This window comes from Kineothrix alysoides (genome assembly GCF_000732725.1).
GTDB classification, from domain to species: domain Bacteria; phylum Bacillota; class Clostridia; order Lachnospirales; family Lachnospiraceae; genus Kineothrix; species Kineothrix alysoides.
The window spans coordinates 1,827,670-1,852,496 of the sequence record NZ_JPNB01000001.1 but is presented as its reverse complement, the minus strand read 5'-3'; the positions used below and the strand labels follow the sequence as shown (position 1 = coordinate 1,852,496).

Genomic DNA, 24,827 nt, shown 5'->3' with positions numbered 1-24,827 from the left:
TAAAATAAGTTGTGTCTTTGGAAATAAATGGCTTCTCTCTGGAAAGAATTAGATAAATAATTCTTTTTCAGGAAGGAGCTTTTTATATGGCTATTGCAAAGGACCAATTACAACAAATTATTGCTGATAACGACATTAATAGTCCCAGTGATATCTATGCCCTATTTAAGGACAGTTTTAAAGATATGCTGCAGGAGCTATTAGAATCGGAAATGAATGCTTCAATTGGCTATGAAAAAAATAATAAGGAGCATATGGACTCGGACAACAAGCGCAATGGATATTCTCCCAAAACCGTAAAGAGTCAGTATGGAGAAGTACAACTGGATATTCCCCGAGATAGAAATGGGGAATTCGAACCCCAGATTGTTCCTAAGTACCAACGGGATATTTCGGGGATTGAGGAAAAAGTCATTTCCCTCTATGCCAGAGGCATGACCACCCGCGATATCCATGATCAGATTGAAGACTTGTATGGAATTCAAGTGTCAGCCGAAATGGTCAGCAAGATTACGGATAAGCTTCTGCCCGAAGTAAAAGAATGGCAGTCCCGTCCCTTGGAGCCAATCTATCCCTTTGTCTTCATGGATGCGATCCATTACAAAATCCGTGAGGATGGACGAATTTTGAATCGAGCAGCTTATGTGGTATTAGGCGTAAGTTTAGATGGGAATAAAGACATCCTGAGCATCAACATCGGGGCAAATGAATCCTCTAAGTTCTGGCTGGGTATGTTAAATGATTTAAAGAATCGTGGTGTCCAAGAAGTGCTCTTCTTTTGTGTAGATGGACTTAACGGATTCAAGGAAGCAATCGCCGCGGCCTATCCGCAGGCACAAGTACAACGGTGTATCATCCACATGCTGCGCAATTCCTTCAAATATGTATCCTATAAAGACATCAAGAAGTTTGCGTCTGACTTTAAAGCAGTATACAAGGCACCCACCGAAGAAGCAGCCCTTTCTGAATTAGAAGGAGCGAAAGAAATCTGGGGTAAAAAATATCCGTATGCAATCGCAAGTTGGGAACAGAATTGGGATGTTGTAAGCCCTTTCTTTCAGTTCAGCGAAGATATCCGCAGGATTATGTATACGACAAATATCATAGAAGGAGTAAATCGACAGTTTCGTAAGGTAACCAAGACAAAAAGTGTTTTTCCAAATGATACTTCCTTGGAAAAAATGTTGTACCTGGCGACTCAGAATGTAAAGAAGAAGTGGACGCAACGTTATCGTAACTGGGACTTAGTCTTAAGTCAGCTTCTTATCTTGTATGGTGATCGGATTAGCGAATATCTGTAAATAGAAAAAATCGGCAGGCTGCCCGCAAAGCTACCTGCCGATCCACATATATCTTATTTCACCGATAATTATAGTTTAACCAGAATATTCCAAGATAAACAGATTTTTCATTTTTATTTCGGAGGTCGGGTGTGGGCAGCGTCCACGAAAAGTTGCTTTTCAATTATCGATTACTTTTCATGTAGAAATGTATAAAATTTCTTTATCTGCACAGACTAAAATAAGAAAATAAATTCGACACAAAAGTTCACCTATAACTAACAAGAATTTTACATATCTAATTCAATTCCAGATACTTGATGTCATTTGAGACACAGGAAAATTTACGCCCTCTATTGTTTTCAGTTATCCTGTCCAATATAGTAATATACCTAAAATATTAAAGGATTTTATCGTCAGCCATAAAACTGTGTGGAAGGATAAACGAGTTTTTGTTATTGCAACAATGGCACTGTTCAGCGGAGATGGAGCCGGTATATTGGCGAGAGAACTGAAAAGGTATGGTGCAATAGTTATCGGCGGTTTACATCTAAAGATGCCGGACAGTATAGCTGATGAAAAAGTATTAAAGAGACCGTTGGCACATAATAAGAAGCTTATAATAGCGGCAGAACAAAAAATAAAGAAAGCCGTAAGAGAATTCAAAAACGATAATCCGCCGCAAGAAGGAATTGGAAGCTTATATCACGTTGCAGGACTTTTGGGACAAAGGTTGTACTGTATTAATAAAACAAAACAATATTCAGATAAGTTAAAAATACATCCTGAAAAATGTATTGGATGTAATAAGTGTGTTGCTTTATGCCCTATGAAAAATATAGAGCTGAAAAATCGAATTGCTGTATCCGGAAAACGATGCACACTATGTTATCGATGTGTGAATACTTGTCCGAAACAAGCGATCACTTTGCTGGGCAGGCGTGTGGTTGAACAAGGTACTATAGATAAGTATCTGTGATATATTGTAAGACCTGCAGGAGGGCTAAATACATGAATGAAATGATTGATTTGAATGGGACAATGAGCCGCAGGGCACTTTTGTAATTGACTAATCCTGTTCCCGAAAATACGGACTCGATCGATTTTCTTGAGAGAAATGGATTTATTTAAGATATGACAGCTGGTTTATATAAAGTTGAAATGGCAAATTCCAATATGTAGTGAAATACTAAATGTATAATGCAGTTTAAGGAGAATGGAATATTGTTTTCGCTCTAAAGAAAGTAATATGTATTTATATATTAACAAGCGGGGAATATAAGAGTGTAAAAAGTCATTTTCATATGATGATTGTTAGAACGAAAAGAGATTAAGTGAGTAGAATAATGCCTCCAAGTCAAAAGATTTGAGGGCTTTCTTCTGCCCATTTTATAAGGGATATTTCTATCATAATTTATAAGTTTATGATAGAATAATCAAAATGAGATTCTGCACATAGAAAAGAGGACAGAAAGCAAGTTGATGGGAACAGTCATGGTTCCCTTTTTCAAACAAATAGTAATAGCGAGCAGGATATCTTAGAAAAATTTAAGAAGTTTTGGGGCTAGTAAATAAATTATTTAACTGTAAATAGAGGTGAGGTGCTGAAATGACTAACTGGAAACGTAATGCAACATTGTATATTATTGGGCAGTTCGTATCCATGTTCGCCTCGATGCTCGTGCAGCACTCCATAACTTGGCAAATCACACTCGAAACTAAATCGGGTGTGATTATGACGCTGTTCACTTGTGCTGCGTTATTGCCAATGACACTGATTTCACCGTTCGCAGGCGTATGGGCGGATAGGCATAATCGCAAATACCTTATCGTGATATCCGATGCATGTATCGCTCTGATAACGCTCGGCTTGGCGGCTGCGTACATCTCCGGTTACAAAAATATCTGGCTTATGTTCATAGTTGTAGTTGCACGGTCGTTCGGACAAGGCATTCAGCAGCCCGCCGTCTCGGCAATGATACCGCAAATCGTGCCGACGGAGAGTTTGCAGCGATTCAACGGCATACAAAGCTCGATTCAGTCATTGAATATGTTTGCAGCACCGATGGCGGCGGGTGCATTGCTGTCGCTTTTGCCGATTGAGTACATTTTCTTCATTGATGTGGTGACTGCGGCGATAGGCATAAGCATAGTTTTGATATTTGTTAAGGTGTCCGGCGTTTTGCGCACAGAGGAAGTAAAACGTGGTGTAAAGGCATATTTTCACGAACTTCGTGAGGGGCTGCGGTATATTAACTCCAAAGCATGGCTGAAACTTATTATCATTTATAGTACATTTTTCGGCTTTTTCGCATCGCCTGCCGCTTTGCTTACGCCGCTTCAAACTGCCCGTACATTCGGCGATGATGTTTGGCGGCTGACTGCGATTGAAATTGTATTTTCAATCGGCGCAGTTATGGGCGGCATATTGATTTCTGTATGGGGCGGTTTCAAAAATAAGGCACACACTATTATTATGGCTTGTGCATTATTCGGTTTGACCGGTTTTCTGCTCGGTGTAGTGCCTGATTTTTGGGTATATTTAGGCGTAATGCTCATCTGCGGCGTTACAATGCCGTTGTTCAACACGCCAAGCATGACGCTGCTCCAGAGCAAAATCGAGCCGGACAAAATGGGGCGAGTATTCAGCGTGATGATGATGTTCGGTGGGTTGGCAATGCCGCTCGGAATGGTTGTATTCGGACCCTTGGGCGATGTGGTGCGAATTGAGTGGCTGTTGATTGCATCCGGTATAGTATTATTCGTCAGCGGTCTTGCGTTACTCCGGGCGCGTTCGCTGATTGAGATAGGTAAATCGTAGGGTAGAACTGACTTTCCAATTAATAATTGTGGGATTCATATAAATCAGATGGAACACTTGCCGGAAGTCATTGGCTAGAGGCGAAAAGATTCTGGAAGTACTTGGGATTGTATTTGGTAGATTGCCGGAAAACTTAGGATATATTATTTCGGATGAAAGGATAGTACAATGAAAGAATTGACTATAGACTTACATGATTATCTGGAGGGTGGCAGCGTATTTAAGAGGACAGCAGTAAGAGGAGTTATTCAAGAAAAGGGAAAATATTTGCTTATACATAGTAAGTATGGGGACCATAAGTTTCCCGGCGGCGGAATGGAAAAGGGAGAATCTTTAGAACAGACTCTGCTGAGGGAAGTACAGGAGGAAACCGGTTATTCTGTAAAGAAAGAGTCTATCTCAGAAGGAATACTTGTTCACGAAAAGCGAAAAGGTGCTATTGATGATTTAATGGAAATGGATTCTTATTATTTTTTCTGTGACGTTGAAGAAGCTGTAGGGAAAAGAAATCTGGATGATTACGAAGCAGAATACGATTATAAAGTAAGCTGGATGACGCTTGAGGAAGCCATTGCAAATAATGAGTCTGTAGAAAATTATGAAAATATTCCATGGATTAAAAGAGAGATAATGGTAATGAAGAAGCTGCTGGAAATGGAGAATATGTAATGGAAAAGCCAAGATGATGTTATTTTGTTGTGGCCATACATTTGCAGATGAAGCTAAGCTTGGTGAAGTAAAGGGAACAGTGGCAGAAATATCCGAACAGATGCGGATAGGAGAAAACTCACGCCGTTGGAAAATGCAAGGAAGAAAGCAAACGCGTATTATGAAGCATTTCATATGCCGGTTTTTTCATGCGATTCGGGATTATATTTTGATGATGTTCCGGATGAAGTTCAACCGGGAGTTCATAGTATTATTACGATTTACCGGAGAATGAACTGGACCAGGTTGCAGTAGAAGAAGGAATTTTTAAGGGAATATTCCGACTATAGACTGATTCGCTTTTTAAGATAATAAATTGTCCGAATACGCTAAAGACAAGGGAGGCATAGATTGATATGATATTAGCAGAAAGGAGATTATAGAAATGATAAATCTAAAGCTTGCAGAATTAAGAAGAAGAAATCGGCTTACCCAGCAAGAGTTGGGAGATATTCTTTCTGTTTCTTATCAAACTATCAGCAAATGGGAAAATGGACAGGTGTCACCGGACATTAATATGCTTCCACAAATTAGCGCATATTTTGGTGTATCAGTGGATGCATTATTAGGTATAGTCCCTTTGGAGCAAGAGTATATTCCGTCTGATTCCGGTACGATAGAATATTGGTCGAAACGTCTTTCCTATTTAAAAAATACAAGAAGAAATATGTGGAATGAGGATTATTTTGAGTTTCTGATCAACTATGTGTGGAAAATAGAAAAACCAATAGAGATACTGGATTGTGGGTGTGGTTACGGTGCATTAGGATTATTATTGCTGCCGATGCTTCCGAAGGGGAGTAGGTATACAGGTATAGATTTTGCAAGAAGTATGATCGATGAGGCAAAATCAATATTTGCAGGAACAGAATTTGATGTAACATTTATTGAAGAAGATATATTGAATTTTCATACAGACAAAAGATATGATGTCGTCATCAGTCAAGCTGTTCTTCGTCATGTGAATGATGGGTTCTCGTATCTAAAAAAGATGGTGGAGTTTACCAGGAGTGATGGCATAGTAGTTAGCATAGAGTGCAACAGGGAATTTGAATCATGCGGACTGCATATAGACGGTATGGATTATTCTGATTTATGCATGCATGACGGATTAAAAAAGCTTTGGACAACAGAGCTGGAAAAGCAAAATAGGGATTATTCAATTGCAATGAAAATTCCACACTATATGAAAAGGCTTGGTTTGTACGATGTTGACTGTAGAATGAATGATAAGGTAAACATTCTGGAAAGGAATGATAAAGGGTATCAAGAGAGGTTGGAAAGTATTATCGGTGCGGATCACTGGACAGATGAAAAAACAGAAAGAGAAGTGGAGGCAGATATTGAGTATTTCATGAATCATGGTATGAGCAGATTGGAAGCAGAACAATATTGCAATCAACAAAATGGAATTGTGGGATTTATGAAGGAACATAGAGATAATATCTCTTTGACAAAAACAATGGGCTTGATGATTTCATATGGCTGGAAAACTGCGGTGAAAAATGTTTTGGTATAATGGAAAAAGCTTGATAAGTTTTCTGTTTACATATCTGTGCATAGATGGGAATATAAATTTGATTTTAATTGATTTATTTAACTGATAAAAAATACTATTTTGCATCGCTATCTCACCGGACATACTGGAATATACGGATAGCGAGTGAAAAATTCATGCTCATTATTCATACTGGACTTAAAAGCCGGAATGGGAAGATTTATCGTCTGGATTCTTGTGGAAATTGTGTCGTTCTTGTATAATAATGGAAGACGGATAAAAGAAAAGTATCCCGATATTGTTGATTTCCATAGCTTGTGATAAAATGCTAAATTAGATTAGTGAATCATTCAGGATATAAAGGTCTGCAAATTAAAATTAAGACGGAGAACGTGAGTTATGGCTAAGTTACTAACATTAAATTTAGACAATGCAGAAGAGGTATGCGACGTAGGAAAGGCGCTGTCCACACCGGTAAGACTGGATATATTGAAGCTTTTGCAGGAAGAAAGTCTGAACATTGGGGAGATAGCTGAGAAGCTTGGAATAGCAGCATCCAGTGCTGCTCTGCATGTTAAAGTTCTTGAGAAGGCAAAATTGATTAATGCGGAAGTCCAACCGGGGACAAGGGGGGCGGTGCGTTTATGCAGCAGGAAGAACGATTTGGTGACTATCGGCATAAATGGCGCTCCAAGGAATGTAAATATGGTAACAAGTGTAAGTATGCCAATCGGAGCATATACCGACTGTGAGATGTATTCCACCTGTGGAATCGCGGATGAAGTTGGAGTTATTGGAAACGAAGACTTAACCTATTGCTTTTATCTGCCGGAACATCTGAATGCACAGATCATATGGAGCTCTGCGGGATATGTGGAATACAAATTTCCGAACCAGCTTCCGGAGCAGGCGGATTTAAAACGTTTGGGAGTATCTCTTGAAATCTGTTCCGAGGCACCGAATTATAGAGAAGACTGGAAATCAGATATTACTATGTGGATTAACCATATAGACTGCGGTACATGGCGAAGCCCGGGAGACTTTGGGGCCAGAAGGGGAAGGATTACCCCTCCGTCTTGTCTGTCGGGAAATACCCAGTACGGGCTTCTTACTACGTGGGAAGTAAGGAAGGATGGTTGTTATGTCAATGAAAATAAGGTAGGGAATATCACGACTGAAATGTTAGACATAAAAAATGGAGCTTCCATCGTGGTTCGAATTGGAAATAAAAAGGATGCAAAATACGTGGGAGGATTTAATATCTTCGGCGAGAAATTCGGTGACTATCCGCAGAATATTGTGCTTAGTATAGAATATTAATAGGAAAATGGTATGTCAGTCGTTTATAATAGCTAGTCCTGAGGTTTGGGGCTGGCTATTTTTTGCGTAAGGAAAAAAGAACTCCTGTTACATAAAAATAAATGCGCAGCTACGTGCGCATAATAAGAGCTGTGTCGCCGAAGTACTTGGCAGTAAAAAGCGGGCAACACATACTTTTATTATTTCATAGTACATTATGTCCTATAGGATAAGAAAACCTCCGGCAGGATGCATATGACATACCGATTGAAAATGACCACAAAATGCTTTGATTGTCGAATATAGCATAAAAACTGTTTAAATAAAGGAAAAGAGGGAGAGGTTAAAATAAATTTAAACATAAAAGCAAACAATAAAAACAACTTATTGCAATAATAATATATAAAATAATTAAAAAAAGTGTTGATATTATATACAAAATGTATTATAGTATAATATATTAAAACATAAATATTGTTATTTAAAATAATAAGGGGAGAAAATATAAAACAATATTTTTGTTTTAAAATGCCTGGCAGAGCATTTTACACAAAACAATAAAAAGGAGAGAAAAAGTTATGGCAAAAAGAGCAGTAGCATTACTTCTGGCAATGGCAACAAGCTTTTCTATGATTGCATGTGGGTCTAATTCCAGTGCTGGAACGACAGAGGGAACCACTACAGACAGTGGAGCAGCAAATACGCAGGTGGAAGAATCCGCAGAAGCGCCGGCAGAGGAAACGGCATCCGTGGCACCGGGGGCGAAAGGAACAATTGAGTTCTGGACAGTGTTCACCGGGGCAGACGGTTCCTCCATGCAGGCTATCGTTGACGCATATAATGCAACGAATCCTGATTATACAGTAAATCACCGTGCAATAGAAGCGAACGATTTATATTTAAAGATGCCTCTTGCGATTCAGACCGGTGAAGATGTACCCGACGTAGCAATTAACCATATTGAAAGAGTTCCTTTGTTCCAGGAAATGGGACTTCTTGAAGATTACAACACGGTACTTGGCGATTCTAATATTAAGGCTGAGAATTACAATCCTAAAGCGTGGAAGATGTCGGATATTGCCGGAGGGCATTATGGTATTCCTCTTGATGTTCACTCCTTCTGCCTCTATGTTAACATGGATTTATATGAAAAATACGGCAATGGAGTTATGGATGACGGTGTGTTGACATGGGATGAAGTGAAATCAGTAGGTGAAGCGTGTAAAACGGATGGAATTACTCCTCTTGGTATCACTTGGCAGAGAGTATACTTCCTGTCTTCTTACGCACAGCTTGGCGGAACCTTAAGTACTGATGGGAACGTACCGGATTTCAACAATGACACAGCTAAGAAAGTCTTTGATACATGGACAGATTTAAATGAGTTAGGCTACATACAGAAAGATGGCGACGACCCTTGGCAAATGTTCCTTGGCGGCAACATCATGTTTTGTCCGGAAGGTATCTGGATGTACAACAACATAAAAGAGACGGGACTTAACGCAAAAATGTTTGACTTCCCTGTATTTGATGCAGGCACAAAGGGAAACTGGACGTCTTCTCACCAGTTTGTGCTTCCTAAGAATCCGAACAGAGATGCAGAAAAAACACAGGCAGTTCTTGATTTCATTGATTTCCTTGGAAATAACAGTTTGGAATGGGCAAAAGCAGGCCAGGTACCGGCACACGTAGCGATTAAAGAGGTTGCTGAGTTCCAGGATATGCCTCAGGCGTTCTTTGCAGATGAGAATGAGGAATTAAAGATTTACGATTACAAATATTATGGTTACGCAGTAGAAGCATTAGATAAGATTACCGGAGAAGTATTATTTGGACGTATGACAGCAGAAGACGGTTTGAATCAGGCGGTTCAGGAGACTGAAGGTCGAATCGAGATGGGCGAGTAATATGACAATGGGCAGCACGCTTCGCGAATTGCTCTTATGTCAATAAAAGAAGGGGATACCGCAAATGGATGGGATATTCAAAGCAGTATCCCCTTTAAAAAAGTAATAGGAGATGATGCAGAATGCAAAAAGTGAAAAAGAAGAAAAAGCTAAATATTACTCCATATCTATTTATTGCTCCTCATGTGATCATATTTATTATATTCTTTTTGGTACCGATGATTTATGGTATTTATGCATCCTTTACAAAATGGGATTTGTTTACATCGCCGACTTTTGTAGGATTGAAAAACTATAGCGTATTTTTGACAAACACGGAATCTGTCTTTTACAGGCAGTTCTGGAACGGTCTTAAGAATACGGTGATTTTCGTATTGATTTCCGTTCCGTTTCAGCTTGCAATTCCTCTGGTGCTGGCGATGCTGTTAAATAAAAGACCAAAGGGACGTAATATATTTCAGGGAATATTCTATATGCCGACACTGTTTTCCATTACCTCGGTAACGCTGACATGGTTATTTATATTTAACCGCTCTCTTGGCTTGTTTAATAAAATGTTCGGAACGGATATTAACTGGTATGCCGAACAGCCCTGGGCGTGGATTACTATTGTAGTAACTACAATATGGTGGGGAATCGGCGGAAATTTGATTATATATGTGGCAGCGCTGTCAGGAATTGACAAATCAATTCTTGAGGCGGCAGATTTAGATGGTGCAAGCGGATGGAAGCGTTTCCGGTATATTACGGTACCTTCTATTCAATTTCCTCTTGTGTATACCCTTATCGTATCAGTGATCGCACAGTTTAATATCTATGGTCAGCCATTGATGTTGACAGCGGGAGGACCTAGCGAATCGACCTTTGTTCTGCTTATGTATATCCGTAACCTGGCATTTGGAACAGGTAAGTCAGCGGCAGGTATGGCGAGTGCCATGTCAACTTGTCTGGGACTTATTATAGGTAGCGTGGCTGTCGGTCAGCTTATATTGCTGCGAAAAAATTCGGATTAGGAGGACAACATGAAGAGAATTAAGAAAAAACAGGAAGATTCTTTTGCATATCCAAATACAAAGAAGGATGGTTGGATTGCCTTTGGTATATTGATGCTATTCGCAGTAATTACTTTGATACCTTTGGGATGGATTCTGATTTCTTCCTTTAAGCTGGATGTCGAGATTCAACAGGCAGGAGGATTCCTGCTCCTTCCAAAGACATGGACACTTAACAATTTCAAAGAGCTTCTTTCCTTTAGTAATAAGCAGTTACCGATTTATAAATGGTTCGTTAACTCCTTGATCGTATCGGGCAGCCAGACGATTATTGCGGTCATTATTTATGCGATGTCTGCGTATGCCTATGCAAAGTTACATTTTAAAGGAAGAGATGTGATTTTTCTGGGAATCATGTTCCTGTCATCGTTCCCGGCAATTACCAATATTATTCCATTGTATAAGATTATGCATGTATTCGGATGGTTAAACGGTCCTTTGGCTCTTATCGCGCCCGGTCTGGCAGGAATAATGAACATCTTTCTTATCCGCCAGTTCATGTATGCGATTCCCGACGTAATTCTGGAATCCGCCAGAATTGACGGGGCGGGAGAGTGGAGGATATTTACAAAGATAGTAATTCCGACCTGCAAGCCGATTCTCATAGCAGTAGGCTTGTTTACTTTTACAGGAAGCTGGAATGATTTCTTGTGGCCTTCTATTGCCATCAATGCCATTGACAATCTTACCTTGACTGCAGGATTGCAGCTTGTAAAAGGCGTGTTCGGCACGATTCAGGTGGCCAGACTGTGTACTGTTGCAACTATCGCAATTATACCTATGGTTATATTATATCTGTTTACACAGAAATATTTTGTGAAGGGAATATCATTATCCGCGGGTGTTAAGGGATAGCGAAGAACCGGAATCGAATATAAATGAACATAAATTAAGAAAGATTACGGAAGAAAGGAAAATATAAAAATATGAGTATCCCAAGAAATGAATATCCCAGACCCCAGTTTGTCAGGAAGGAATGGCTAGGATTAAACGGAGAATGGGAGTTTTCTTTTGATGTGGACAGCTTTGACAAGAAGATTACCGTTCCTTATGTATATCAGTCGAAGTTGTCAGGAATCGGAGGTAATGAACCTCACGAAGTTGTTTGGTACCGTAAAAAAATAGATTTACCGGAGGAAATGTCGGATAAGGAGATCATCCTCCATTTCGGGGCGGTGGATTATAGCTGCAAGCTATGGGTAAACGGTGTATTTATCACGGAACATATTGGAGGACATATCAGCTTTGAAGTAAATATTACCAGTGTCCTGCAGGAAAAAGAAAACATAATTGTTCTGCAAGTGACGGATGAACCTGCGGATCTTGAAGTTCCCAGAGGAAAGCAGTACTGGAAGGATAATTCGGAAGGTATCTTTTATACCCGTTCTACAGGAATTTGGCAGAGTGTATGGATAGAGGCGGTAGATAAAATCCATCTTTCCAAAGTGTTCCTTACTCCTGATTTGGACAGTATGCAGTTGGGAGTGCAATACGAGCTGAGCAGTGACAAGGCTACCGTTCTGCGGACAGAAATTTATTATGAAGAAAAGTTAATGGCAGTAAATACCACAGATTTACTGCGTAAGGAAGGAAGCTGTAAGGTATTTCTTGACCAGCAGCTGCTTAAGAGCTGGAATGTGCAGGAGGATTTGGTATGGACACCGGAAAATCCAAGATTGTTTGATGTGAAATTTGTGGTATACGAAGGTGAGAGGGAAACAGATACTGTGTCCTCATACTTTGGAATGAGAAAAGTATCGATAGAAAATGGAAAATTCCTTTTAAATAACCGTCCATATTATCAGAAACTTTTATTGGATCAGGGGTATTGGGAAGATTCCCTGCTCACGGCGCCAACGGATGAGGCTTTTGTCAAAGATATTGAGCTGGCAAAATCCATGGGATTTAACGGTGTTAGAAAGCATCAGAAAATTGAAGACCCGAGGTTTTTATACCATGCGGATAAGATGGGCTTCCTCGTGTGGGGAGAACTTCCTGCGGCTTATGTATATTCCAGGAAATATGTGAAGCGAATTACGGATGAGTGGATGGAGGAAATCTTCAGGGATTATAATCACCCTTGTATCGTAGCATGGACGCCTCTTAATGAATCATGGGGTGTGTTCTATATAAAGGATAAGAAGGAAGAACAAAGTCACAGTGTGGCAATGGTCCATATTACCAAATCATTGGATCAGACCAGGCCGGTAATCTCCAATGACGGCTGGGAACATACCTGCAGCGATTTGCTTACCATCCATGATTATGAATGGAATGGGGAGATATTAAAAGAAAGATATCGTACATTGGAGAATACGCTCCGCTTTGCACCGGGAGGCAGACCTTTACTCGCCCATGGATGGGAGTATAAGGGACAGCCGATACTGGTCACGGAATTTGGCGGAATCTCTTATAAAAAAGGCAGTCAGGAAGGATGGGGATATTCCAGTGCCACTACCGATGAAGATTTTGCGCGAAGATATAATGATGTAATAAGCCCGTTGCTTGCATCGCCCCATGTACAAGGTTTCTGTTATACGGAAATTACGGATGTAGAGCAGGAGATTAACGGACTATGTACTTATGATAGAAAACCCAAAATTCCTGTAGAGACTATTCGTGCTATTAACGAAGGCAGATGGGAACCGGAAGATGAGAGATAACAGACTGGATTTCTTCAAAGGAATTTTGGTAATACAGATGATTTTCGCCCATTGCTTACAGTTTTTCTGTGACCTTGGGCGGGAATCGATATGGAAAAATGTTAGTGAATGGGTAAACCTTACTACTTTTTCGGGATTTGTATTTGCCTTTGGATTTGCTTATTATCTGGCGTATCTGCAAAAGGATTTTAAATATGCCGTTAAAAAAGGTGGAAAAAATATTCTTGTTTTATTAGGAGCATATTACGTTTCTGCATTTTCCTATGTGATATTCATAGAAAGAATTCCCCTTAGGCAAGATCGCATTTTGGAATTGCTGCTGTTTCAGAGATTAGCGGGATGGTCAGAGTTCCTGTTCTCTTTTGCAATGCTGACATTGGTAACTTTTATCCTATGGAAACCGCTGACCCATAAGAATTCCAAAGTACTGTTAGGTATCGGAGGGCTTGCGCTGCTCGTATGCCTCCTGCCTCACAGAGAAGTGAAGCCAATTCTTGGAACTCTGATTGGAGGGACAGGAGGAGCTTACTTTCCGGTACTTCCTTTCTACGTATACTTTGTAGCAGGAGTTTACGTTGCGAGGAAGAAATTGAATTTTGATAAAAAGGTCTTGCTAATTTCTATTGCAGGAACTGTGTATATGGTAATCGACAGCCTATTTCTGTCAAGGGGCTATCCTTCCCGCTTTCCGCTGTCGCTTGCATGGCTCGTTGGCGCTGCGTTTATTTTGTACTGCTATTATCTGGCCGCAGGTTATTTGAGTAAGATAAAGTGGTTATCCGTGGTCAGCGTAATTGGGAAGAGCAGTTTATTCTATCTGCTGCTTAGTAATTTTATTATTTTTGCGTTGAAAAGTAGCAGCTTCTATAAAATCGGCAGTGGATTCAGCATCGGACTGTGTATTGCAATTCTTGGAATCGGACGATACCTCCACCATACAGCCCGATCTTAGATGTTTTATGTAATAAAGGAAGAGGTATTATGATGAAGAAACACGAGAAAAAAGAAACGGGGAAACAGAGGAAAAAAGGTTTTTTTGGTTCGCTAAAAAGTAAGATGCTTGCTCTCAGTGTAAGTTCTATTGCAATTGCTGTATCTCTGACACTTGCTTTTGTCATTCCATTTGTGGCAAATACGCTAATTGATATGAATATGCGCTATATGTCAGACGTCTGTAATACCACCGGGGAAAATCTGGATGCCGCTCTCAATCGCAATGGGGTATTTGTGCTGAATAAGAATACTTTGGGAACCCTATTTGGTAAAGTGGGTATGGAAGGGATAGATTCCAGTTATGTCTATGTAGTACTTGCAGATGGTAATATGGCTTATCATCCGGAGGAAGAAAAAGTGGGACTGCCGGTGGAGAATTCTTTCATTTTAGAGGTTGTTAATAAATTGCAATCTTCTAAATCGGTAGAAGAGGCTTATAAATCAGGAGGCGAGGTTTTGGGATTGGAAGAGGAAATCCCGGAAGCTGAGAAGTCAGAAGCTGAGGCTTCGAAGGCATCAGTAGAAGATATTATCCAAAATGATGTTGTAAGCTACGATTATAATGGTCTTACCAAGTATGCAGCGTATTATATTACTGCTGATCGATCTGCAATCCTTGTTCTTACGGCAGATGCTTCTGAGATACTTAGTTCTGCTTATTTGATGGGGGGAATTGCAGCTTTGATTGGAATTGCAGTTCTTATCTTAGGGGGTATTATATCCTACCGGATAACAGCACGATTAATGAATCCTCTGTTACAAATCACGACTGAAATTAATCGGTTTAGCACCTTAGACTTTACGGAGAATCCAACTTCCAAGCGTCTTAGTCTGCAAAACGATGAAACCGGGCAGATTGCGCGTGCTATTGCAGAACTTCGTGTAAAGTTGGTTGACATCGTATCACAGATTAAAAAGCAAAGCGCTAATCTCTACGAGTCTGCGAACCGGCTTGATAATAATGCAATGCTTACATCATCAACGGTAAAAAATGTAGAAGCCGCAGTAGGCGAGATAGCGAGCGGAGCAAATAATCAGGCGTCGGAAACTCAGAAAGCGACTGAAAATATTATTGATATGGGTAACATGATTGAACATACCAATTATGAGGTGGATAGCCTCAATACAACGGCGGCTGCCATGAAGTCCTCCAGTGATGAGGCCTCGGATACATTACAGCAGCTTGATGAGATTAATAAGCGTGCAATTACTTCTATTGACATTATTTATGAACAGACGAATACAACCAACGCTTCTGCCATGAAAATTAAAGAAGCGACTACCTTGATTTCTTCCATTGCCGATGAGACTAATCTATTGTCTTTAAATGCGTCCATAGAAGCTGCAAGAGCAGGTGATGCAGGAAGGGGATTTGCAGTTGTTGCTGCGCAAATACAAAAGTTGGCGGAACAATCCAATAATTCAGCCCGTGAAATTGACAAGATTATCCATACGCTGATTGAAGATTCCCAAAAAGCAGTTACGACTATGAACCAGGTGAAAGAGATTATGAAGAGCCAAAGTGAAAAAGTTACCAAAACAGGCTCCGTTTTCACACAGGTCAGAGAAGGCATACACAAGTCTATCAGAGGTGTCGGTGAAATTGCTGATAAAACAGCACATTTGGATGAAGCGCGTACCAGTGTTGTCGATATTGTTCAGAATCTTACCGCCATTGCGCAGCAGAATGCGGCAAGTACAGAGGAAACCTCTGCTTCGGTCATCGAGGTCAGCAATATTATGACTGAAATCAGCGACAATGCAAAACAGTTGAAAGAAATTGCAGCTGTGCTGGAGGAAAATATGTTTTCCTTTCAGCTTTAGAGCCTCTGGAATCGCTGAGAATAATGGGATTCAAGGACGCGATAATAAATAGATTAATGATTTGATTTATTTCCGGCCCTCAATGTGCGTCTGTAAGAACATATTGAGGGTGTGTTTTTGAGGTAAAAACGGGTAGGGTATAGTTTTCTTCTTTCTGCATTTGTATTGACGATAGAAGTATCTTATGATATCCTTTTTATAAATTAAAGAAACCCGTGAGGGAGTAGTTTGCACAAAAATGTGTGACAAGTCAACATGCTGACTGATATTGGTCTGGCTTGTCTTAAAAAGCGAGACTCATGTATAACTTATACAGCTATACATAGTCTTTTTTATAATCTAAGTATATGCTCGTATGAGTAATACTTGGATTTTTCTTTTTGTGAAAGTCTTTTTAGAAGGAGATTATCATGAACCTATTTGAATTAGTATTTATTGCTGTCGGACTTTCTATGGATGCTTTTGCTGTATCACTTTGTTTAGGGTTGACTATGTCTAAAGTAACGATAAAAAAAGCATTGATTATTGGTTTGTACTTTGGCTTTTTTCAAGCAATTATGCCACTTGCAGGGTATTTATTAGGTACACAGTTTGCTAATAAGATAATTGCTTTTGACCATTGGATCGCCTTTGTATTGCTCGGTTTTATTGGTGGCAAAATGGTGGTAGAAAGTTTTAAAAAGGAAGGTTGTGCAGATAGGGAGTGTCCGACCGAAAAATGCTCAGACAGAGAATGCCCGAAAAAGCAAGAAGCATCCTTAAAACCTTTGGAAATGTTACCCTTGGCTCTTGCTACAAGTATTGATGCATTGGCAGTGGGAATCTCATTTGCCTTTCTAAATGTTAATATTTTTTCGGCAATTATATCTATCGGGCTTATCACTCTTACTTTCTCTGTCATAGGTGTAAAAGCCGGAAATATTTTCGGTGTAAAATTTAAATCGAAAGCGGAGTTTGCGGGTGGGATTATTCTTGTTTCAATGGGATTACAAATTTTACTTGAACATATGACGGCCACTGGTTTCTGATATAAAATTATGAATAAACATCGGTGAGTTTTTGACTGAGGATAGTTAAGGGCAGATTTAGCTTATCAAATATAGCAATCTGGTGATATGTCAAGATTCGATTTAAAAGATTTTTGAATGTATTGTTTAAAGAAAAAGTACCTTAATAAACCTACGTTTTTTCTTACAAAAACGTAAGCTGATTTAGTCGTATTTACGACAAAGCATCTGCCTTATCGGTGGAATACAGTTTCTCTTTGGTCAGCAACCCAAAGATTAACCGTACTAGTTTACGAGACGTCAACGTGAGTGCTCTTTTGTGTTTATGTTTTGGGACTTCATTATACTTTTTATAGTAAAAGTTTCTGTACTCAGAAGAGTGGTTTTTCATACTGTTAGCAGCTTCGCCTAAGTAATAGCGAAGGTAGCGGTTACCGGCTTTGGTCATCCGGCTTTCATCAGCCTCAAATTCACCTGATTGAGCACGTGTCCATGTAAGCCCAGCATATTTTGCAAGAGCATCCTGTGAATGAAAGCCTGAGATATCACCTATTTCAGCAAGTATGCCGGAAGCAAATACAGGACCTATGCCATCAATAGACATCAGAATGGTGTAAGCGTTTGGATTAAGCCCAGCAATGGATTTTTCAATAGCTTTATCAATTATCTTTATCTCCTGTTTAAATGCATCAATACAGTTGAATGAGCAGGCAAGAGAGATATTTAAGGGTTCATAGAGACATTTATCCAAACGATAAGAATCTCTGGCTGCTTTCTGCAAAAGTGAAGCTGTACCTTCAAGATTTTCAATTCGGTTTCTGCTCTTTTCTCCTAGAAATGAAATAAGTTCTTCGGGAGAAGCATTAATGATATCTTCCATTGAGAAGAATTCAGTTAGTACAGAAGCTGCCGTAGAGCCATAGTTATCGCAAAAAGGCTGTTCTTCCTTTGGAAGAATGGGAAGTTCACTAAATTTTAGAAACATATTGGAAACCATGTAGGTTTTCTCACGAGTGAGAGCTTCCACAAGATGCAGTCTGTGTCTTGTAAGGCGTTGTAGAGCAAGGAACTGAGAGCCACGCCATGGATCAGTTTCAATACGACCAACACGAGCAAAATCAGCAATAACAAAGGCATCAAGTAAATCGGTCTTATTCATACCAATAAATGATTTTCTGTAGTTGGCAGTCATTTTAGGATTAAGGCAGAACACATAAGGATGGTACGGCATTAATTCTTCGCAGGAAGAAAGGTAATTAGCGATATGTAGGCTATAAATAGATGTGGACTCTAAAGCAATAACAACGGTATTCAAATCAGTATGTTTGTGAAATACATCTAAGAGCTGACATATCAAAGAATAAGCACCAGGCTGATTATTAGTAACAGTTGATTTAATCAAGGGGTTCTTATAAAAATCAATAGCACATACGACGTTGGATTTGGAACTAACATCGATACCAACAAATAAGGTAGACATGTAATTAATCTTCAACATGTGATCACCGCCTTTCCGACTAAGTATTTGTGAAGATATAAAACAAAAGGTTATCCCAATCTTAAATGCTGACAGCAACCTCGCGTAATTAGCATTCACTGATTAGAACCATCTTGCCGGACTATCTAGTCAGGACGCAACATCTGTGTTAGCAGCAAAGCAATTTAAGTCAGGCTGAAAGCTAACTTAGCAATCACTATTAAAGTGTCGCAAGGAGAATAAGCAGCACCTTCCGGTAAATATCTCTTTTGATATTTTACCATTGGGATAATCTTAAGTAACTAAGTAATAGATATTAAAAAAAATATGCTTATACCAAATAGAAATCTTGGTGATAAACATATTATACGAGGAGAATTGTGATGAAAAGAAAAACTGTTATAAAAACTTCTTTTTTTCCGGCATCAAAAGAGATTATTTTCAGCCACTTAAAAGAATTAAAAACGCTGCAGTATGTTGCGGCACCGATGGCAACCTTTTCTCCATTGACAGGTGCTGAAAATATAGTTTGGCAGAAGAATCACGACTTTGTATTTCGCTTCAAACTATTTGGTTTTTTGCCTTTTGGAGTACATAAAATACATGTGGTTGAATTTGATGAAACAACCTATGAAATTTATACGAATGAAACAAATACACATGTAAAGGTATGGAACCATCGCATTATATTGAAATCAACGGAGGGTGGAAGAACACAATATACGGATCAAGTAGAAATCTACGCAGGATGGAAAACGCCTTTCGTATATCTTTGGGCTGAATATTTTTATGAGCACAGGCAAAAGAGGTGGATTACGCTATTACAACATAGTACAAAACAAGAAGTATAATTTCTTTCGATCCGATTTGCTTTAAAACCCAGGGGGTGAGAAGAAAAAATAAAAACAAAAATGCAGCATACCTCTGTATTCTCGTGGCAGGATAAGGTTTTAGAGTATATTCCGGTGGAACAAATCTTATTAGGGCTAATGCTGTAATACTGAAAGAATAAGTAAGCGAAATGCCTCCAAGCGAATCGTTTGGGGGCTTGTTCTTTCTAAAATAGATTCAAAATACATTGACAATTATCTATATGACTGCATATAATGATACATAGATAAATATCTATGTGAGGTGATTTTAAGATGAATGACAAGTATACTGAAACAGTAGGATTGTTCAAAGCCCTTGCGGACACGCACCGGTTGATGATTGTGGATATGCTGTCTTGCGGTGAGCTTTGTGCCTGCAAAATTTTAGAAAAGTTCAATATCACACAGCCGACATTATCCCACCATATGAAAATCCTCTGTGATTGCGGTCTGGTGAATGGGCGTAAAGAGGGCAAGTGGATGTATTATTCGCTGAACGGTGAAAAGGTGCAGGAATTCAAAAACTTCTTATATGCCATCACGATTGACAAAGATGATTGCATTTGCAAAGAGGGAGAGTGTAACTGTGGAAAAAAATAAGAAAAAGCAAGGGATTGGTTTCTTTGAAAAGTATTTGACCGTATGGGTATTGCTCTGCATGGCGGCAGGTATATTAATCGGTAAAATCCTTCCTGCTGTTCCCGATTTCTTGGGACGTTTTGAGTATGCTCAAATATCCATACCTATTGCCTTGTTGATATGGATTATGATCTACCCCATGATGATGAAGGTGGATTTTCAATCCATTAAAAATGTACGGAAAAATCCTCAGGGCCTACTTATCTCAAGTGGAACAAGTTGGCTGATTAAGCCATTTTTGATGTTTGGGTTGGCTACGTTCTTTTTTTATGTGGTATTCAAGAATTTAATCCCTGCGGATATCGCGAAGAACTATGTTGCTGGAGCTGTGTTACTGGGAGCAGCCCCTTGTACGGCAATGGTATTTGTTTGGAGCAATCTTACAAAGGGTGACCCGGCACATACGCTTGTACAAGTGGCGGTTAACGATCTCATTATCCTTGTAGCATTTGTACCTATTGTATCTTTCTTACTTGACGTAAATGATATGTTTGTGCCTTGGGATACGCTGTTTGTATCCATTGTATTGTTTGTTGTAATACCTCTCATAGGCGGAGCTTTGACAAGAAGTATTGTTATAAAGAAGAATGGCGTTCAATATTTCAATGAAAATTTTGTTTCTAAGTTTGACGGGATTACCACTGCCGGGTTACTTCTCACCCTAATTATCATCTTTACCTTTCAAGGCGATGCCATTTTAAGCAATCCGATTCATGTATTGCTTATAGCAGTGCCATTAATTCTGCAAAATGTTATCACGGCCGCATTTGCCTATATCATGTGCAAGGTGTGTAAACAGCCGCACGGCATAGCAGCTCCCGCAGCGCTGATCGGTGCGTCGGACTTTTTTGAACTGGCGGTAGCGGTAGCGATTGCCCTATATGGCCCAACCTCGCCCGTTGTGCTTGTCTGCACCGTCGGTGTACTAACCGAAGTACCTGTTATGCTTATTCTTGTCAATGTTGTAAATCGTACAAAAGGGTGGTTTGGAAAATGAAAAGCAAAGTAAATGAAGCGTTAGCATGTTTTAATAGTGGATTTGACTGCTCACAAGCAATTCTGTCTGCTTATTGTGAGGAATTTGGATTGGAGAAAGAAACGGCATTGAAACTATCTTGTGGTTTTGCGGCGGGAATGGGCAGACTGGGTGAAACATGTGGTGCAGTTACAGGTGCATACATGCTAATCGGTTTGAAATACGGGAAGTATCTGCCGCATGACAATCAGTCCAAAGAAAAAGTATTTGAATTGGTGCAGGAGTTTGAACGCCGATTTGTTGAGCGTAATCAATCTACAAACTGCCGTGAGCTTTTGGGATTTGATTTGAAAAACTGTGATAAAGAAAAGGCTTTGCCTGTTATTCGCCAAGTATGTCCGAACGCCGTGAAGATTGCGGCAGAAATCATTGAATCCATTCTAGGGTTAACGGAGAATGAAAGTATGGGCTGTAGATGAAAATAATAGTGATAAACTTTCTGCAGCATTGGGACTATCGGAGGAAGGGAAGAGAGGGAAACAGATATGAAAAAGGTCGCGTTTATTTGTGTGCATAATTCCTGCCGCTCACAAATTGCGGAAGCCCTTTGCAAGCATTTGGCAGGGGATGCGTTGGAGAGCTATTCAGCCGGAACGGAAAAAAAGCCGCAAATCAATCAAGATGCTGTGAGGCTTATGAAAGAACTTTATGGGATTGATATGGAAAAGACGCAGTATTCCAAGCTATTATCCGATATTCCGCCTGTGGATATTGTTATTACAATGGGCTGTAATGTACAGTGTCCATACCTTCCCTGCAAACACCGTGAGGATTGGGGGCTTGATGATCCAACAGGTAAGAGTGACGAGGAATTCATTCAGGTCATAAAGACAATTGATGCAAAAGTAAAAGAATTAGTAAGGGTTATGGTATAAGAATTTTATAACCGCCAACCCGTTCTGATAAATTTCAGATAAAAAGGTAGGGCATTGCAGCACGATAAAAGGAAATCATTGCTGATTGGTCGTAAGCTGCAGGAACAGAATGGATGATATTACCAATCAGAGGACACGACTGAATCAGACAGTAATTAATATTGAAAATCCCCAGCAAGAATTAAGGTAAATTACCGGTTCTTACTTGGGATTTTTATTTTAATATCTAAGCTATCCGATAGGGTTTTCTTTGCTGTTGCGGTATTCAAGCGGTGTTTTATTTGTAAGTTTCTTGAATATTTTAATAAAATATCCGCTGTCATCGTAGCCTATATGCGCCGCAATGGTCCGTATGTTCCAGTCGGAATTAAGAAGCAGCTCCTTTGCGAGTTCTATTCTTGTTTTATTCACATAATCAGATAGATTTCCCCTGTTTTCTTTTGCAAACAGTTTGCTGAAATAGCTTGGAGAAATATTACATAAGGCAGCCATTTTTTCAAGGGTGATTTTTTCTTCCGGATGCTTTTTAATATAAGCCAAAGCAGGCTGAATCAACTGATCGGCTCCTTTTCTGGGATGCCTTTTAATTGTACTGATGAAGTAGTCATCTTCTCCGGTTTCGGCGTAGGTGTTGTTCGAAGCTTTTCCCGAGCGGTGAGCTAGTAAAGCTTTTAATTCAGCCTCTTCAACACAATAATTAACAATATGCAGCAGCATATTAGCCAAAGCGGTGATTTTATCAAGAGACATAACAGGTAAGGTATCAAAAGCTTCTTTCAGGTTTTTATCAATAGATTCCCACTTACTTTGGACGCCCGGGAGAATAGGTTCAGGGGTCTCCGCCAGATCTTGCGGAGATAATAATACCTGACCGGCCATGAAAGCGCCTATGTACAGATCCTTAACTATAATGGGAATGGCAAAATCAATCAAACCGAAATGGCAGATATAGATATAGGGTTTTCTAAGCCTTGCAGCTTCCAGACCACCGTGTGAATCGCATTTTTCACAGTAAATCCCATAGTTTGAAGAACGGACCTTTTGGCAAAAGTCACTGCAATTGCTGTGCTTTGTCAGGGGTTTTCCTTTATAATCAACCGTAATCAAAGCAAGGTCTGTAGCAGAGGCTATGTCATCCTGAATTTTTTGAAATTTAATGGGGTTGATAATTTGATCAATTTTACTAAAACTTGGCCGCATATTAGCCCTCCAATTTGGATTTTTTGTGAATGGACAGAATGGAAAAATATTGCACTAAGTGCTACATAACACCATTATATATTGTCTTTAGATAACAGTCAACAGCATTAAAAATCCTAAAATAGAAGATTTTTTTCTACTGTTTATACAGTAGATTAACACTTGCTGTTAGGCTGCGTAAGAACGTGATTCAAGAGATAATTTCTGCTTTGCAGAGCGAACTTACATGCAGAAATTAATTCTGCATTTCAAAAATCATGCGTTGCTGGTAATGGAGTGAACAGTAATAGTTAAATTAATAACAGCTTTGAAAAATCATATGAAAAACCGGATATTTCTATCTTTTATTCTTATAGTTGTATTGTATAGTTTAATGCTATTTCAAGTGGAACTTATTATAATAATTGATGAAAACAAAGTTAATTTACATGTAAAAGTGAAAAAACATTTTTCATTTTTATTGAACAGTATCACAGGTAAGTCTGGGGTATGTATGAGAGCTTGAAAGCTGCAATCAATAGTCAAGGTATGAAAGGAGATATTTATGAGAAAAGCATTTATTTGTCCGTCAAAATATGTACAGGGAGAAGATGAGCTATTAAATCTTGGTTACTTTGTTAAGGAATTCGGAAAGTCAGCGCTTCTGATTGCGCATCCGGAGGATGTTTTAAGAGTAAAGAGTAAATTGGACGCTACGGCAGAAAAATTTCAGATTACCTTTGTGGAGAGTGGATTCTGCGGGGAATGCTCCAGAGTTGAAGTAGAGCGCTTGCAAAAGTTGACAAAAGACAATGGCTGTGCATGTACGATTGGTTTAGGCGGCGGTAAGGCCATTGATACGGCAAAATGTGTGGCAAAAGGAGATAGCCTTATTATCGTCCCAACCATTGCGGCAACGGATGCACCGACCAGCCATTCTGCGGTACTATACACCCCGGACGGTTCCTTTGATGATTATGCTTATTTTAAGCAGAATCCCAATGTAGTACTCATTGATACGACAGTGATTGCAAAAGCACCGGTCCGCTTTCTGGTCTCCGGCATGGGAGATGCACTTTCAACTTATTTTGAGGCAAGAGCAACTGCAAAAGCCTATGCAAATGTGAATGCCGGCTTACCCTGCGGCTTCCGGGAAGGCGCTTGTAAAGAGGCCAAGGGAACGAACACGGCATTGGCTTTGGCAACCTTATGCTATCAAAGCTTGTTGGCGGATGGTTATAAAGCAAAGATTGCCTGTGACAATAACATAGTAACGGAAGCGTTGGAAAATATTATTGAAACTAATATACTTTTGTCCGGCTTGGGATTTGAAAGCGGAGGTCTTGCTGCAGCCCATGCAATTCACAATGGACTAACGATTCTGGAAGGCACCCATAAGTATTTCCATGGAGAAAAAGTTGCGTTTGGTACCATTGCACAGTTGGTCTTGGAAAATGCACCGGAAGAAGAATTGAATGAAGTAATGGATTTCTGCGAGAAGATAGGATTGCCAATCTGCCTGCCTGATATCGGTGTTGATTCCATTTCCCGGGAAGAACTGCTGCTGGTGGCAAAAAAAACCTGTGCGGAGGGTGAGTCCATCTATTCCATGCCTTTCCCTGTTACGGAAGAAGCAGTAGCTGCGGCTATTATTACGGCTGATGCTTTGGGTAAAGCTTATAAAAGACGATAGGGGT

General features: G+C 39.7%; 22 protein-coding genes. 20 read left to right on the top strand and 2 right to left on the bottom strand.

Annotated features, from left to right (window positions below; all coding sequences use genetic code 11):
* Window positions 1-86 precede the first annotated feature (86 nt).
* The 14 genes from CC90_RS0108780 (at window position 87) to CC90_RS0108710 (ending at window position 17,073) form a co-directional block, all read left to right on the top strand.
* Window positions 87-1,301 (top strand): IS256 family transposase, encoded by a 1,215-nt coding sequence (locus tag CC90_RS0108780; protein WP_031390389.1) that lies wholly within the window; start codon window positions 87-89, stop codon window positions 1,299-1,301.
* A gap of 334 nt (window positions 1,302-1,635) precedes the next feature.
* Window positions 1,636-2,259, top strand: a complete 624-nt coding sequence (locus CC90_RS0108775) for an EFR1 family ferrodoxin (protein ID WP_081905923.1) — start codon at window positions 1,636-1,638, stop codon at window positions 2,257-2,259.
* A gap of 630 nt (window positions 2,260-2,889) precedes the next feature.
* Window positions 2,890-4,101, top strand: a complete 1,212-nt coding sequence (locus CC90_RS0108770) for an MFS transporter (RefSeq protein WP_031390412.1) — start codon at window positions 2,890-2,892, stop codon at window positions 4,099-4,101.
* Window positions 4,102-4,269: 168 nt separating this feature from the next.
* Window positions 4,270-4,770, top strand: a complete 501-nt coding sequence (locus CC90_RS0108765) for an NUDIX hydrolase (protein ID WP_051869348.1) — start codon at window positions 4,270-4,272, stop codon at window positions 4,768-4,770.
* A gap of 13 nt (window positions 4,771-4,783) precedes the next feature.
* Entirely contained in the window at window positions 4,784-5,044 is a 261-nt protein-coding gene (locus CC90_RS25290) for a hypothetical protein (protein ID WP_031390410.1), read from the top strand.
* A gap of 150 nt (window positions 5,045-5,194) precedes the next feature.
* Window positions 5,195-6,328 carry a DNA (cytosine-5-)-methyltransferase gene (locus CC90_RS23030; protein WP_051869347.1) on the top strand — a complete coding sequence of 378 codons (1,134 nt, stop codon included), beginning with the start codon at window positions 5,195-5,197 and terminating at the stop codon, window positions 6,326-6,328.
* 378 nt (window positions 6,329-6,706) lie between these two features.
* Window positions 6,707-7,627: an ArsR/SmtB family transcription factor gene (locus CC90_RS0108745; protein WP_031390409.1), complete on the top strand. Its 921-nt coding sequence runs from the start codon at window positions 6,707-6,709 to the stop codon at window positions 7,625-7,627.
* A gap of 557 nt (window positions 7,628-8,184) precedes the next feature.
* Entirely contained in the window at window positions 8,185-9,513 is a 1,329-nt protein-coding gene (locus tag CC90_RS0108740) for an extracellular solute-binding protein (protein WP_051869346.1), read from the top strand.
* Window positions 9,514-9,635: 122 nt separating this feature from the next.
* On the top strand, window positions 9,636-10,526 hold the full coding sequence (locus CC90_RS0108735; protein ID WP_031390407.1) for a carbohydrate ABC transporter permease: 891 nt from the start codon (window positions 9,636-9,638) through the stop codon (window positions 10,524-10,526).
* A gap of 9 nt (window positions 10,527-10,535) precedes the next feature.
* Window positions 10,536-11,420, top strand: a complete 885-nt coding sequence (locus tag CC90_RS0108730) for a carbohydrate ABC transporter permease (protein WP_081905922.1) — start codon at window positions 10,536-10,538, stop codon at window positions 11,418-11,420.
* A gap of 71 nt (window positions 11,421-11,491) precedes the next feature.
* Window positions 11,492-13,228 (top strand): glycoside hydrolase family 2 protein, encoded by a 1,737-nt coding sequence (locus tag CC90_RS0108725; RefSeq protein ID WP_031390405.1) that lies wholly within the window; start codon window positions 11,492-11,494, stop codon window positions 13,226-13,228.
* On the top strand, window positions 13,218-14,180 hold the full coding sequence (locus CC90_RS0108720) for a heparan-alpha-glucosaminide N-acetyltransferase domain-containing protein (RefSeq protein ID WP_031390404.1): 963 nt from the start codon (window positions 13,218-13,220) through the stop codon (window positions 14,178-14,180). Before CC90_RS0108725 ends, CC90_RS0108720 begins: the two co-directional genes overlap by 11 nt.
* Window positions 14,181-14,209: 29 nt before the next feature.
* Window positions 14,210-16,045 (top strand): methyl-accepting chemotaxis protein, encoded by a 1,836-nt coding sequence (locus CC90_RS22255; protein ID WP_051869345.1) that lies wholly within the window; start codon window positions 14,210-14,212, stop codon window positions 16,043-16,045.
* Between the two features lie 410 nt (window positions 16,046-16,455).
* Entirely contained in the window at window positions 16,456-17,073 is a 618-nt protein-coding gene (locus tag CC90_RS0108710) for a manganese efflux pump MntP (RefSeq protein ID WP_031390402.1), read from the top strand.
* 193 nt (window positions 17,074-17,266) lie between these two features.
* On the opposite strand, the gene CC90_RS0108705 is transcribed toward CC90_RS0108710, so the two are convergent.
* On the bottom strand, window positions 17,267-18,550 hold the full coding sequence (locus tag CC90_RS0108705) for an IS110 family RNA-guided transposase (protein ID WP_031390401.1): 1,284 nt from the start codon (window positions 18,548-18,550) through the stop codon (window positions 17,267-17,269).
* A gap of 362 nt (window positions 18,551-18,912) precedes the next feature.
* Here CC90_RS0108705 and CC90_RS0108700 point away from each other — a divergent pair, with 362 nt between their 5' ends.
* The 5 genes from CC90_RS0108700 (at window position 18,913) to CC90_RS0108680 (ending at window position 21,951) form a co-directional block, all read left to right on the top strand.
* Window positions 18,913-19,380 (top strand): hypothetical protein, encoded by a 468-nt coding sequence (locus tag CC90_RS0108700; RefSeq protein WP_031390400.1) that lies wholly within the window; start codon window positions 18,913-18,915, stop codon window positions 19,378-19,380.
* 294 nt (window positions 19,381-19,674) lie between these two features.
* Window positions 19,675-20,001, top strand: coding sequence for an ArsR/SmtB family transcription factor (locus tag CC90_RS0108695; protein ID WP_031390399.1), 327 nt, complete (start codon window positions 19,675-19,677; stop codon window positions 19,999-20,001).
* The gene (gene arsB / locus CC90_RS0108690) at window positions 19,988-21,037 is read left to right on the top strand and encodes an ACR3 family arsenite efflux transporter (RefSeq protein WP_031390398.1); all 1,050 of its coding nucleotides are present in this window, start codon (window positions 19,988-19,990) and stop codon (window positions 21,035-21,037) included. Before CC90_RS0108695 ends, arsB begins: the two co-directional genes overlap by 14 nt.
* A complete protein-coding gene (locus tag CC90_RS0108685) occupies window positions 21,034-21,495 on the top strand; it encodes a C-GCAxxG-C-C family protein (protein WP_031390397.1) in 462 nt (153 codons plus the stop codon). The genes arsB and CC90_RS0108685 overlap by 4 nt, the downstream gene beginning before the upstream one ends.
* A 66-nt stretch (window positions 21,496-21,561) precedes the next feature.
* Window positions 21,562-21,951, top strand: a complete 390-nt coding sequence (locus CC90_RS0108680) for an arsenate reductase ArsC (RefSeq protein WP_031390396.1) — start codon at window positions 21,562-21,564, stop codon at window positions 21,949-21,951.
* Between the two features lie 231 nt (window positions 21,952-22,182).
* On the opposite strand, the gene CC90_RS0108675 is transcribed toward CC90_RS0108680, so the two are convergent.
* Entirely contained in the window at window positions 22,183-23,151 is a 969-nt protein-coding gene (locus CC90_RS0108675; RefSeq protein WP_031390395.1) for a PocR ligand-binding domain-containing protein, read from the bottom strand.
* A gap of 544 nt (window positions 23,152-23,695) precedes the next feature.
* Here CC90_RS0108675 and CC90_RS0108670 point away from each other — a divergent pair.
* A complete protein-coding gene (locus tag CC90_RS0108670; RefSeq protein WP_031390394.1) occupies window positions 23,696-24,823 on the top strand; it encodes a glycerol dehydrogenase in 1,128 nt (375 codons plus the stop codon).
* Window positions 24,824-24,827 lie beyond the last annotated feature (4 nt).